The sequence below is a fragment of the Bradyrhizobium sp. Ai1a-2 genome, from assembly GCF_000426245.1.
Classification (GTDB): Bacteria; Pseudomonadota; Alphaproteobacteria; order Rhizobiales; family Xanthobacteraceae; genus Bradyrhizobium.
Genome location: NZ_AUEZ01000123.1, coordinates 1 through 12,960 on the forward strand (window position 1 = coordinate 1; position 12,960 = coordinate 12,960).

Sequence of the window (12,960 nt, forward strand, 5' to 3'; positions counted from 1 at the left end):
ATCGTCGCTCATCACAAGGTGTCCACCTATTTTGGTGGACACCTCATGCATCAGAGCACTCAAAAGCAAAAGGTGCGGAGAAATTCGCGCTTACATTCTTCTCACCTTTGCGATACGGCCGCACGTATCTCGCCGGCATCAGCCGGGCATCGTGACCGAGCGCCTGAAGTTTGCGACTGAGATGATGCGTCCCAGTGCAGGCCTCGATGCCGATGAAGCACGGCGGCAGGTTGGCAAGCCGCGCTTCCACCTGGGCACGCGACCAATTCTGGCGCAGCACCGGGGCTCTACGCCGATCTTGGCCGATGATGTGGAACGAGTTCCGGCCAGCGTTGTGTTTGGCCAGGCGCGTGCGTGATTCAAGCTCTCAAACCGGAAGGCGATCGAGAGAACTAAGGGATTGGGGCACCCGCTCCTACTACCGTCCGTCATCGGGCCGTGAGGCGGTTAGCAACCGTCTTACTTTAATCCAAGTATTGACACCTTGGCGGTTGTGATCTCGGTTGGCCAAAGCACCTCCGTCAGCCCGGTCGCGGCGGCGACGCGCTGGCCCTGCGGCGTCTGAAAGGTGATAACTCCGCCGCCGACCGCGCCACCGATCTTATTGCCCCAGAGCTTGCGGCCCGTATCTGCGTCCAGCGCATAGAAATTGCCGCCCATGTCGCCGAAGAAGACGACGCCGCCGGCTGTAGGCACAACGCCGCTCTGAACGGGATAATTGGTCTTCGCGCGCCAACGCCATTTTCCGCTGTCCGCGTCGACGGCGTAGAGCCATCCCGCCCAATCGAACGCGGGATCCGCCTTGCCCCACATGTTAAACGGATTGATTGAATCCTCGCCCCCCCAAGGCGTGTAATTCGGCGTTTGTTCGGCGACCTTGACGGGATCGACCCTTACGGTTGTGCACCATTGAACCTCACCGATCATGACGAGATTGTTCTGCGGGTTGTAGGCCGGCCCGTTCCATTCGGCACCGCCGATTGAGCCAGGGCAGAAATGCACGCTCTTTTGTGGCGAGAAAGGTACGTCGGCGTTCTCGATCGTCGTGACCGGAAGCTGATAGAGCATCTCCTTCGTGTTGAGGTCGAAGCCGTAGAGATAGCCGTCCTTGGGTGCAACAAGCATGATCCGCTTGCCGGCGGCGGTCGTCACAATTGCGGGCGCACCGGATACGTCCCAATCGTGCCAATCCTTGGGAACGATCTTGAAATGCTCCTTGTAGGCGCCGGTGCGCGCATCGAGGACAACGACTGAGTCGGTGTAGAGATTCCCCCCGCCCCGCACCGGGGCCTCAAAGTCCGGCGATGGATTGCCACCCGGGACATAGAGCAGCCCCGTATCGGGATCGAGCGAATAGGAGGTCCACGTAGCGCCCCCCGAGATCGGCTGGCCGCGCGCCATGTCCCAACTTGACGTGTTGAGTGGCGAAGCGCCCTCTGGGCCTCGGGTAGGATCGCCCGGCTGCTTTGGCACGAGATAGAACTCCCAAACGATCCGCCCAGTCTGAGCGTCGAGCGCATACATGCGCCCCTTCACGCCCTTGAAATCGCCGCCGGCATTGCCGATGAAGACCAATCCGTTCCAAGCAATCGGGGCCGCGGGCGCGCTCTCACTCTTCTTCGGATCAGCGATTGCGGTCTCCCATAGGCGATCACCGGTCTTGAAGTCGTACGCGAGCACGCGACCATCCTGTGTCCCACGGAAGATCCGGCCGTCGAGATAGGCGACGCCGCGGTTGACGGCCTGCGGCGTCGCTGGCGTGTAGCTCTCACGCTTGCGCCAATTCTCGCGGCAAGTGGCCGGGTCGATCGAGAAAGTGTCGAATTGTGTCGAGAACAGCAGTGCGCCGTTTACGGCAAGGAGCCCTGTGTTGAAGCCGGTATAAATGCCTGTATCGTAGGTGCAGAGCATCTCAAGCCGACCAGCGTTCTCCCGGTTGATTTCGTTCAGAGCCGAGAAGCGGTCGGAAGTGAGCGTCTTGTTGTAGCTCGGCCAGTCGCCGGCATCCTTGGTCGGTGATCGTGAGGTGCTCGTCGCCGGCGTGCCATCGAAACCTTGCGCAGTCTCGACCGTCAGCTCGCCTTTGGGCGCGTTAAGATAGCGCACATAATTGATCCCCATGGCAGCGATTGGAACGAACCTGTTCCAGTTCATGTAGATCGCGCCTGCGACCACAACACCGACGACGGCTATGATTGCGAGACCAATCTTCATCGCCTTGTTCATGTGGAACCTCCTTCCGCGCAGAAGACCTCCGGGCACGCGCATCCGAGCCGATGTTCCCTTCGTTCCGTTTTCGGTACTCTTGCTTCTGGCGAAATGTGTTGGATCCAATCATCCAGCCACTCCGCGATCTTGTTTGGCGAGATCGAAGGTAAAGACGCCATTCACTTCGTCTGGGCGTTGCAACACCTCCGGATGGCGAAGCGTGCGAACCGCATCGTTGTAGCCGGCCTTCCAGTGTTCCGTCATCGTGCGGCGGGAAAACTCGTAATCCTTGGAGCAACCTTCATAATTCTTGGCGTGGTAGATGAGCTGTATAATATTGTAGACTTTCTCGTCAGCGAGATCCGCCAGCCTTTCGCCCTCCGTCGACTGCAGCAGGTCCTTGGGTAGCTTCTTGAGCAGTTTCGCGGCTGTCTGGCGAGCCATTTGCAATTTCTTGAATTGATCGGTCGCGCTCCGCGTGCGGCTGGAGTAGCGGATATCCTTCTGACGCACCTCAACCTCCATCAAGTCGCGCGGTAGTTCGCCGCGCGCGCTCCACAGATCGAGCTGAAAAACGAGGGTGTCCTGCCTGGGGCTGCTGTCGAGCAGCCATTGCAACGGGGTGTTGGAGACGAGGCCGCCATCCCAGTAGAATTCTCCCTCGATTTCCGTAGCTGGAAAGCCGGAAGGCAACGAGCCGCTGGCCATCACATGATGCGGACCGATCTGGTCGGTGGCGTTATCGAAATAGACGAAGTTGCCGTTGCGGACGTTCACAGTGCCGACACTGAAGCGAGTTGCTCCGGCATTTATCAGGTCGAAATCCACCAGGCGTTCGAGCGTGGCTTTGAGTGGAGCAGTATCGTAGTAGCTCATATCTGCTGGGTTCATGGACGGATAAAGGTAGGGCGGCGGCTGACGGAGTTTGAAGAAACCGGGCGCGCCGAAGAGCAGGATGAAGAATGAGCGCAACTGGTTGACGATTTTGTGGGCGTACTCGTCTTCGAGCTTTGCCTCACGAAAATAAGGTATTCCCAGAGGAGGGCTGCTGACGGTTTCCCAGAACTCCTGCAACCTCTCGACACGCTTTTCCGGCGGATTGCCGGCAATAAGCGCTGAATTAATCGCTCCGATCGAAATGCCGGCGACCCAGTCGGGATGCAGATTGGCCTCCGCCAGGGCCTGGTAAACGCCGCCCTGATAGGCCCCAAGGGCACCGCCGCCTTGCAGCACCAGTGCGATCCGCTCGAACGGCGGGCGCTCAGTCGTGATATGGGTCTTGCGCAGCAAAGGCTGACGGTTGGGCATTACGGTCCTCCTGTGCTTACTGTACGTTGCTCCACCATCCCACGCGTCGTTGAAGCCGTCATTCCGGTGCTCAACGCGCTCCATGCGGGTTCACGTGCGGCTCGGTTGGGTCCACTGAAGACGAGCGCTTGCCGAAGCTTGAGACCGTGCGTCGTCCTGTGCTGCGCGGCCGCTGGCACGCTCGCCACTGTGGCAGCGGCAAGCAGCCCGACCAGTGCCCGGCCGGCAAATCGAGCCAAAACTTTCGTTTCGTCTTCATGACCGCTTCCTCCATTTTTCAGGAATGGTTTGTCGTGCAGAACCTCCGTTGAGTGATGCGGCAAAATCCGACGAGTCTTGCAGGCGTGTCTCATCAGTGGCGGAAAGGCTATCGCGCGTCCATTCGGGGCAACATCAAAATCCCGCAACGCTTGGAGCGCGCGCCCGCGCTTCGAAAATTTTCGCTAATTCAACGCTTTGGCGCATGCCGTCGGGCGCCAGGAATTGTGACAGTCCGAGCTATTCGCTACGGCGCAGCTGTATGGTGCCTTTTGTAGGTCGTCGAAGGAAGTTCGCAAAACCAGTTTCGGTAGTCCCGGGCAAATTGACCCAGGTGCCAGAACCCCCATTTGTTTGCGACATCAGCAATGCTCATTGACGGTTCATGCTCTCTAAGCAAATCGTGTCGCGCGACGTTCAATCGCTGAATTTTCATGTAGAGCGCCGGTGGTAAGCCGAAACGCTCCATGAAAGCATTATCCAGCATACGGCGTGGATGAGAGATCGCCCATACTGTGCAGCGCTTAGGAGCACGCCGGCTAGTTCAGTCTGTACGGCTTCCGTGGCGAACGGGCCCTTGTCGATCCGCGCAATGTGATAGCCGCGTATCTTTTCGACGAGTTGCACGACCGAGACAAAAGAGGAGTGCCGCGGAGCATCTGTGGCGTTTGCGGAAATTTGATGTGCCAGGTTGGAGAAAAAGGACATCCTCCGCTCCCTACGTTATCGGGTCTGCCCTTTCAAGCTGGCCCGTGTCGGGCAGACCCCGAGCCTGTTGATCCAATGCCGGCAGCACAACGAGCGACGAGACTCCCAAAACCAGGCTGGAAAAGCTCCGCCTCGAGCGAGACGCCAAATTCGACGAGATTGTCTCATGCTTGAGCCGCGAACTTTATTCGGGATCGCCTGCCTCGAAAGCGGATCGTAACGACCTGGTCGAAGAGGCAGAGGTGCTTACCGATAACTGGGCAGCAGCCGAAAACAACCATTGCCTGTTGGAGCTGAGCACAGCCCTTCAGATTCTTCTCAGCGAGCACCAGGAGATTTGCAAGTAGATCATCGAGATTATCGATGCTGGAAGATCTGAAGAGTAGTCCAGGCCACCTCCGCGAAAATCGTGCGCAGAATTCTGTTGCTGCGCACCTGAACTGGCGCGCAGTCGTCGACCTTTTTCTCAAGGCACGAGAGCGGGTGCCAAGATGCCGAATGTGCATAGCGCACGGTTCTGGTACGGGCTCAGATTGCGCGTTCGCGCCGGTTATCGACAAAGGGAACCATGCGCACGACGAGGAGTATTCGGGTCGAGCTACTGGCTGCGCTTGCCATCACGACAATGTCGGGTCCGTCGGCGGCTGCGCGTGACGCCGATCACGCCTCTCATACCTTGGCAGGCGCTCAGACGGCTAAGCAGCAATGCCTAAATACCTGTCGTGCACGATTACCGCCGACTACCGTCGCTGAAGCAGTTTGCCAGCCTTCGAATGTCAGAACGTTTACCAGGACTGCGCCCGATACACTTGTACTGGCTTAGAGCCAGCATGACCGCCCGACGGGCCCGTTGCCGCCCCGACCTCTTCCATGATGGAAGGGTGTACTTATGGAGTGTCCGAGCTGCCGTACAGAAATGCCGGATCACAGCAGGTTCTGCGAGGCCTGTGACGCAGCGCTTGCAATACATGCGCCAAGTCGCTCGACGGGTAAATGAACGCGGTTCGTCGACATCGCACCCGCGGTCGCGCGCGACGAGATGACCTCAATGGGGCTTCCGCCGTTCCTGGTTGAGTTTGTACCCGAGTATTATGCGAGCGTGCGAGAAGGACGGTGGTACGTCACATCGACTGCGGCCGATGTTCTTGGCCGACCGGCAGTGACGTTTGCCGAATGGCTACGTCGCCGAGGCGCGGCCGAACACTAGGTCCGTGCGCGCGGCCAAGCGTGTCCCACCATGGAACTGAGGGCGCTACGCTATCTAGTGCTGATGCGTTTCACCAGAAGTGAGGGCGCCGGCGCCCATTGTCAGGTTGGTGCGAAGCGCCTGACCTATGCCAGGATCCACGACTGGCTGGACGAGACACTCAGCTGGTCGGTGGAACGCATCGTTCGACGTGGCTACGACGGATGACTTGATAGGCGCCCCGTGCTGGCGGCCACTTGGTAGGTCAGATTCAGGTATGTACGGCGCGGCGCGTCGGAAGGCCACTTCTTCCAAACTGGCGCACCCGACACGATTCGAACGTGTGGCCTTCGCCTTCGGAGGGAATAGGCCAACAACCCTGCCGCCCGCCGCCGACGGAAATTGAAGGCTGGGCCAATGCTTGGATGAGCCACGACGGATTCCATGAAAGATAGGAGGCGAAAACGCTAATCTTCGCCCGTAGCTTAAGTGGTGGGTTTTGGCCCAAGAAGATCAAAAATGCTTTATCTTTCAATGAGAGTTGACTGACACTCTCTCCGCCATGCGGCCGGAAAAGCCATTAATTTTCAGCACTTCGTGGAGGTAGCGGTTCGGCAGCATCCAAAAGCGGCGATTAGTCGAAGTCAGCTTTTTGGCCCTTCACGGACACCCGCCGACGACCTTTCATCCACGACTTGGCGAGCCGGCTGTTATTCGGCGTCCAAAATTTAGCAGCCAATTGACACTCAGTAGAGCCTAGCGGCGGATCAAACAGATTGTTTCCGGTGGCACGTTAGTGGGATTGAGATGCGAGTAGCCGGGTGTGTTACCAGCTTGCGTCCAAACTGCTGCTCCCTCAACTTCCAATTGGCGAGAAGCCGCTTTAGACTGTTGGCGCGGCAGCGGGACGATGTGGATGCCTGGGCGTCGAGCAATCGTCGGCGTAATCGGGGGCGATGGGCAGATCGAGCCCAGCGTCGCGCTGGGGAGGGTAATCGCGCAGCGAGAATGGATCTTGCTGACTGGCGGCCAGGTGCTGCCGAGAGCAACGGTTGAGCGCAAGGGAGAAGTCAAGGACGGGTCGATGCTCGGTGCTGCAGAGGTGGCACCCGCCACGTGCCGCCTGATCGGTATCTTGCCCGCTTCGGCGATCCACTGGGACTACGCCGAGGGCGGCCGACGGTTGTTTCTGCATACCGGCCAGCCTCACTATATACGAAACGTCATCAACGGCCGGACGCCCGACGTAGTCGTCGCATTCGGTGGCAGCCGCGGGACGCTTGCTGAGATCGCTTTCGCCACAGCCCGCGAGCGGCCGGTGCTGTTTTCCGACGGCAGCCTAGAAAGGCTGCGGCAAAGGTTTCGGGACCATTTCGGGCAGCGACGTCATGTGAACGAGGATATGAGAAAATATTTCGAACGGCCGCTCGAGGCTTATCCGGAAGCGGCAGCAGAGGCGGGCGACGCCTACGGTCTCGTTGCCATGCTGGAGCAGAAGCTGTCCTGCGCGACCGAGATGGACGACATTGCAGGTGCGGTGAGCGCGGTCATCGGCAGGCGTGGCTGGCGCGACGACGAGACAGGGTTCCCGGGCCTGCCCAAGGATAGAGCATCGAAGTCGCGCTTCGAGGCTATCGTCCAGGCGATCTCGCAGTGAACGGGCTCGCGAACTGGCGGCGTCTTATCCACGGACTGGGAATCTGCTTCGTCGTCGCGTTTCTAGCGAAGCTCTGGTGGGCACAGACGAAGATCGACCCGCTTCCGCTCGAGGTTTCTTGGAAATTTGTGCATGCCCTTTATGCCGCCGTCGGGCCGCTTAGCGAAGCCGCAGCGGGCGCCCTAGCGATCACTGGTGCGGTCTTCTGGCTGTTCACCACATGGGGCTGGCGACAGCCGATCTTCCGGAAGCTCGGCGTCATCAACTTTCCGGACTTCTCGGGTACGTGGTACGCCATCCAGCGCCCCGCCGAATGGCCTCGGTTCACAACTGTGGTGGCGGTAGATCATTCGTTTCGTGGGCTTCGAATGACGTTGATCCGCAATCAGAGCACCGGCCGGACGCTCGCCGCGACTCTCAAACGCACGGATACCGACTCCGTGCGCATCTACGTCGCCTACTACAGCTCCTTCGGGGTGGAGCGCGCCCTTACCGTGATCCCCACCGTCGATCATGGTGAGGACCACAGCGGCGCGCTCTTCCTCGATCTGAACGACGAAAGTGTTGATCCTGAGGGCTGGGTGCTGCGTGGTCAGTACTGGACCAACAAGCGCCGCGAGCCGAACGACGACACGACAAAGGGGACGTGGGGGCGGGTGGAAATGAGTTTCCAGCGCCGCGACCCTGCACCGGCGGCCGTAGGTCAGCTTCGCCCTAAGGATCAAGCGTGGCTCACGGAACCGCCGTAGAGCCTATCGGCCCGATCGGCTGGAGAACTCGGGATTGCCCTTGGCGACCAGCGCTTTGCGCTTCGCAATAAACGGGGCAGCGAGTTTCAGGATCCGGATCACCAGGAATTCAGCGGCTTTTCGAACGACGCAAGTAATTTCTCGATACAATGGCATCGGTGACCTTCCCAATGCCTGCGGAGCCGGCAGCGAGGTTGATCGACAGCGAGAGCGCGCCGGCAAGCGCGGTCTCGATCCGGTTCGCGGCGGGTTCGGTCTGGCCATTGGCGATCTGTACGAGGGATTCGATAAAGCTGTGACCGCGCGCGCAATCGTCTTGATCTTGTTCAGACCATGATGGTGTCAGGCGATCGGCCGCCCGCGAGACCGGGGAGCTAGACTAGTCGAGAAAGATCGAGTGTCATCCTCAAGTGCCTTCTTTGCGACTGGCCGGTGCTACCGCGAATCCCAAGCGCTAATGCAGCACCGCGCAAACCGCGCATCAGGCGGGCACCGGCTGGGTCAGGCTGCGAATGCCGCCGCCTCCGCGCGGGATGGTATCGAGCCCGAGCATGCGAATCTCGCGTCCGGGGAGGAAGTCTCGCAACTGTTGCTCCTGGAGATCCTGCTGTTCGGCGCCGGATCGCGCAGTGAGTACGTTCTTTTCGGTGATGAACAGGTTAGCTGCCGGCGAACTGGACACCGTTTTGGCGCCGCATCCGTGGCGGGCGTCAAGGCGTCGCGACGTCCTGGCCGTGTCGAGGCTTGCCGCTTTTTCTCTGAATAGACTTCTGCGTTTGCGACGTTCTTCAAAGAACTTTGTCTAACGCTCGAAGTCATGCAACTTTGAGCCTGGCCTTTGGCTGCGATAGGGCGGACGGTCGGTCGGATTCCTTTCTTCTTCAACGGCTACCTGTTCGTTTCGAGCCTCAAGGGAGCGGATCAGTTCCGCAAGCCAAGCTCTAAATCTTGGTCCCCAAATTCCATTGTGACCGTCGATTACCGCATTTGTCGTTTGAGCAACCAGGAACGGATTGTACGGCGTGCACCACGCGTCGTTCCTCGTCGCGCTGTCGTCTGGTGAGATGTAAACCTGCTGCGTAGAAATCCTGCGTCAACACCGATGTTTCTGACTCAGCTTTCTCACCGACGTAAGGAAGCAAGGTGTGGGTGGAGTAAGGCGGATAATTACCAAGCGTCGTTAGTTCTCGCTGCGACCTGGAAGATCCGAGCCATTGCCCCACCGGAAACGCAAGCTTAGTTGCCCAATCGTTGTCAGTTGCCACGGTGATCATCAACGGAGGTTGAACGACTTGAAAATGCTCGTCCTTGCGTGTGATGTCATCGATCGCGGTATACCGAGAAGCTTCAAATGCTGGATTCAGAAGGATTACCGCGTCGGCTGCTCCTTCGACCAACTTGTACTCTCCTCCGGGAAAACCGGGATGAGCACGTTCCGTCTCGTAAACCAAGGACTGAGCGGTAGCGGAGAAAAGCATACGAGCACCAAAACTGTGGCCAATAGCGACAAATTGGTCCAGGCTGTCTGGCTCACTCTTAGTGACTGATCCAATCGCGCTGACGATCTTTGTTACGACTGCACTTTGGGCAATGCGATCAGCATTCTTCTTCTTTACCCAGAAAGAGATATTCTCGAGAAATCCGGGCAATCTGGCACTTGCGTTCCAGCCTACGTAAATTCCAACGACATACTTTTGTCCTGCGTGGATTGTCCGAAGATCAAGCACCAATCGAGTAAAGTTCTGAAGATCCCGATCATCTGGAACAGCATCGTGCTTCCACCCATGAATGTACAGGATCGCTAGCTTCGGCAGCTTCTTTGCACATGGTTTGGTGGCTACGCCGAATGACCCCTCCGGCCTGGGCCGGTCCCAGTTTAGCTCGTACAAGACATTCGTAAGCTCACAGCGGTCCACAAATTCACCGGAGTTAGTAAGTCGAATGATCTTGATCGTATCATCCGGTCGGGCAATTAACCGCGGGTCATTGTTGCGATCCGTTTTGTGTTTAATGCACTTGTTTTGACTTGGGCCTGCCGGAAGCTCATCTCGGTTCAACCAGAGGGGCGCGAGGAAAAGACCAAGTAAAACGGCTACAACTACTGCGAAAGAAATAAGGTCTGCTTGCCCAAACATGGCCCACCCAGCGGCTAAACGACAGGTGCTTAAATACTTGCGCGCTAGAACTCAGACTATGATCTTCAACCTTCCTATTTTCAACTGCCATTTGAAGTTGTAACCTCGCGCAATTGATTGATGGGCTGCACCGAGCGGCCTGAAAAAAATTGGGCGGATATCATGATCAAGTCACCGTATCGCTTTTTTAGCGGCCTCTTTTTTGCGTGGTTGGTGTGTTGGTCGGCTTGGAGTGCTGAGCTAGCTGTACGTTATCGAGAAGGAGCGCTTGCCAGGCTCGGAATTACCGCCGCCGATCCATTCCAAAAAGTCGCGACGTTCTCATTCTTTGCTCCTCCGGACGTATCGAAGAGGGATGCGTTTACCGATCCTCGGACAATGGCTGTTGTGGGGGGCGTGATGTTTACCGCGACAGCGACGCCAGCATCTAATGACATCGCGAAATGCCCAGATTTAAAAATTGATGCCAAAGGTTCAGACGGCACACGTCTAAGGGCAAAATTTGGAGCCAAGCAGGGGCGAGCTTACATTTTCGACTGGGAAATGCTCCCGCTGGTCCAGTTCATAAATGACGGAGAAGCGGCACTCTACACGGACGTTGGTAGGTCCAAATACCATCGTGCATTTCAAGACAATTTGGTCGGAGTGAATCTGTTCCTCTTGGACAATGTAGCGGAAATGGAAGAATTTCCCCGCGCCCACATTCTCTTCGAAAATAGGATACCCGGTTATCCGCAGTTAGAACCTTCAGCGGACACGCAGGCCGCTTGGTCACAAGTTAAGCCAATTCTTTCTTTTTCCAGGGGCTTCAGCCAAATGATGTTTGTCGACAGGGATGTCGATTTCAAGTTCGGTTTGGACGGATCGGACTTGAAGATTTCTGGCGTGCCGTATTGGTTGCTTCTTCGTAAGAAAGCTGACGGCTCCGGTCAGATCTTTGATGAGGTAAAAAATACGGAGCTCGTGCGAAGAACCAACCCAACAATATACGATAGTATCTACAGGATCTCAAAGTTTGCGGCCTTCTTTCGGTATATCAAAGAAAGTTGCCCGGCAAATTGGGAGTCTTTCCTAAATGAAGTTGAATCAAACAAGGCAGAACTCGTGAACATCCCAATTGCGCAGATGCCGAAAAGTATACGCAGAACACGTTTGCAATGAACGCGCTCTATCACTCGTTCCCGCGGTTTGCGTCGTCAAGCAAGAATGAACTCGATGTTGGCTGGGAAGTCCTAGTCTCAATACTAGATCGGGGCCTAATACTTACGCACGAAAAGATTCGCTTTCCGTTCGTCACGCAAACGAACATTGATTTCCATTCTGGCTCTACCGTCGACCAGCTGAGATGCTGCTTTACATTCCTGATCGCGAGCGAAATCTTACATCACTCTGCTGCATTCGGCGCATATTCGCTGGAGTTCGAAGTTGAAGATTTGAGAGAGATTGGTGCATTTCCAGTTATATATGTCCCCCAACCGTTAGTTGATGCGCAGCACAATCTTCGCGAAGTCAGCATTATTGGTAACCAACTAGTGCATCAACTTCGAGATGTGGCAATTCTCTTAGAAGAGCTCGTCGGTCTCCAAACGATATTTGAACAAAATCGCGACCGGAAAGATCTGGAAATTGAGGTCCAAACCCAACGTCGAAGCGGGAAAATGCGCTTTTCCGCGATTGATTTGATTGTTGATCATCTTCTTGGTTCAAAAGTAAGTTTTTCCAACTTGTTGCACTCGATTCAATTCATGACGAACATGTTTTATCATGTTGACTCGACACGTCCCGAATTGCTCAGCCTGGATCATGATACGCACTACTACCTCCAACGTGAATGGAGAATCGTTTCGGGGTTGATGGAAGGTCATATGGACGTAGATGACCCGCTGACCGAAGACGATGTGCAATACTTAGAAAAAATCAATCCGGCTTTCGCGAAGGAAGTTACGTTGCGAAATGGCTCAATGAGTCCTCACTCTCACGTAATCCGCAAGATTGCAGGCACGCGAAAGGGACCGCTCTGGAAATCCGTCCGAGCCTTTTATGTTCCGGACGTCATGTTTGATCAGGCTAAAGCTGAGTTTGAGCGCCGGGGCATGCCTGCATCGCTTTTGAAAGCTTTGGATTACGCTGAGCTACTGGCTATACGGGAGCGTACGACTGCGCGAACGGAACGAAAGCGCCGCTAGTTTGTTGCGGAATGCTATCTTTGTTTCAGCCTTAGCCGGAGGCGAGGTTATTTGGACCTGCAAGCCACTCATCTGTCGAGAGGCGTGATCTACCATGTTACGAATGATGACCGGGAAATAATTTGTCACGAATGAGTGGATTGCAGCGAGTTCGCGGGAGAAATCTTCAGAGCATCGCGCGCGTCGACGAAACCACTGGGTACGATATTGAGTTCATCTCGGTCGCAATATGGGTCACCATTAGCGTAAGCGGAGCTCTGCGGCCCTCTTGAATGGCGCTTGACGCCTATTTTGTTCGCGTGGCGCGTCGCCGCGGTTTCCATGTGTCGGACAACGCGTTGACGGCGGCTTCGAGCGCCTTCCGGTCGACGACGTTGGGATCGAACCGCTCCGGACCCCAGAGGCGCATATGTTCGTGGTCCGGATGGGCGGGGTCTCTGATGGCTTCGAGGTATTCGGCATAACCCGGCGCACCGCCGACGTCTTCCGGAGGACAACGACCGGCGGCCTCGAGCAAGAAGGGAAGTCCCTCCGTCGTGGTGTTCTCGAACCATTTTTCGAGCTT

General features: G+C 56.7%; 11 protein-coding genes and 1 pseudogene. 6 read left to right on the top strand and 6 right to left on the bottom strand.

Features of this window, described 5'->3' with window-relative positions; genetic code table 11:
• Nucleotides 1–94 precede the first annotated feature (94 nt).
• The 3 genes and pseudogenes from K288_RS0139940 to K288_RS0139950 form a co-directional block, all read right to left on the bottom strand.
• Nucleotides 95–346 (bottom strand): annotated as a pseudogene (locus K288_RS0139940) (IS110 family transposase); the annotation flags it as partial.
• A 113-nt stretch (nt 347–459) separates the two neighbouring features.
• Nucleotides 460–2,226, bottom strand: a complete 1,767-nt coding sequence (locus tag K288_RS48235) for a PQQ-binding-like beta-propeller repeat protein (protein ID WP_051335005.1) — start codon at nt 2,224–2,226, stop codon at nt 460–462.
• Nucleotides 2,227–2,334: 108 nt separating this feature from the next.
• Nucleotides 2,335–3,516, bottom strand: coding sequence for a patatin-like phospholipase family protein (locus tag K288_RS0139950; protein ID WP_043162017.1), 1,182 nt, complete (start codon nt 3,514–3,516; stop codon nt 2,335–2,337).
• A 128-nt stretch (nt 3,517–3,644) separates the two neighbouring features.
• Between K288_RS0139950 and K288_RS0139955 the strand changes: the two genes are divergently transcribed.
• The 4 genes from K288_RS0139955 to K288_RS53070 all read left to right on the top strand — a co-directional run bounded on the left by K288_RS0139955 (nt 3,645) and on the right by K288_RS53070 (nt 8,411).
• The gene (locus K288_RS0139955; RefSeq protein ID WP_027584463.1) at nt 3,645–3,827 is read left to right on the top strand and encodes a hypothetical protein; all 183 of its coding nucleotides are present in this window, start codon (nt 3,645–3,647) and stop codon (nt 3,825–3,827) included.
• Nucleotides 3,828–6,584: 2,757 nt separating this feature from the next.
• Nucleotides 6,585–7,325: a hypothetical protein gene (locus tag K288_RS0139965; protein ID WP_244443438.1), complete on the top strand. Its 741-nt coding sequence runs from the start codon at nt 6,585–6,587 to the stop codon at nt 7,323–7,325.
• A complete protein-coding gene (locus K288_RS0139970) occupies nt 7,322–8,074 on the top strand; it encodes a hypothetical protein (RefSeq protein WP_027584465.1) in 753 nt (250 codons plus the stop codon). Before K288_RS0139965 ends, K288_RS0139970 begins: the two co-directional genes overlap by 4 nt.
• A gap of 40 nt (nt 8,075–8,114) precedes the next feature.
• Nucleotides 8,115–8,411 carry a hypothetical protein gene (locus K288_RS53070; protein ID WP_152535910.1) on the top strand — a complete coding sequence of 99 codons (297 nt, stop codon included), beginning with the start codon at nt 8,115–8,117 and terminating at the stop codon, nt 8,409–8,411.
• A gap of 144 nt (nt 8,412–8,555) precedes the next feature.
• On the opposite strand, the gene K288_RS0139980 is transcribed toward K288_RS53070, so the two are convergent.
• Both K288_RS0139980 and K288_RS53075 read right to left on the bottom strand, forming a co-directional pair.
• Nucleotides 8,556–8,756, bottom strand: coding sequence for a hypothetical protein (locus K288_RS0139980; protein WP_027584466.1), 201 nt, complete (start codon nt 8,754–8,756; stop codon nt 8,556–8,558).
• A gap of 259 nt (nt 8,757–9,015) precedes the next feature.
• Nucleotides 9,016–10,209: a hypothetical protein gene (locus K288_RS53075; protein ID WP_152535911.1), complete on the bottom strand. Its 1,194-nt coding sequence runs from the start codon at nt 10,207–10,209 to the stop codon at nt 9,016–9,018.
• Nucleotides 10,210–10,371: 162 nt separating this feature from the next.
• Here K288_RS53075 and K288_RS0139995 point away from each other — a divergent pair, with 162 nt between their 5' ends.
• Nucleotides 10,372–11,370, top strand: coding sequence for a hypothetical protein (locus K288_RS0139995; RefSeq protein WP_152535912.1), 999 nt, complete (start codon nt 10,372–10,374; stop codon nt 11,368–11,370).
• Nucleotides 11,367–12,395 carry a hypothetical protein gene (locus K288_RS51445; RefSeq protein WP_084800073.1) on the top strand — a complete coding sequence of 343 codons (1,029 nt, stop codon included), beginning with the start codon at nt 11,367–11,369 and terminating at the stop codon, nt 12,393–12,395. Before K288_RS0139995 ends, K288_RS51445 begins: the two co-directional genes overlap by 4 nt.
• Nucleotides 12,396–12,681: 286 nt before the next feature.
• On the opposite strand, the gene K288_RS0140010 is transcribed toward K288_RS51445, so the two are convergent.
• Nucleotides 12,682–12,960 (bottom strand): plasmid pRiA4b ORF-3 family protein (locus K288_RS0140010; RefSeq protein WP_027584470.1); only part of this gene is annotated, 279 nt, incomplete at its 5' end.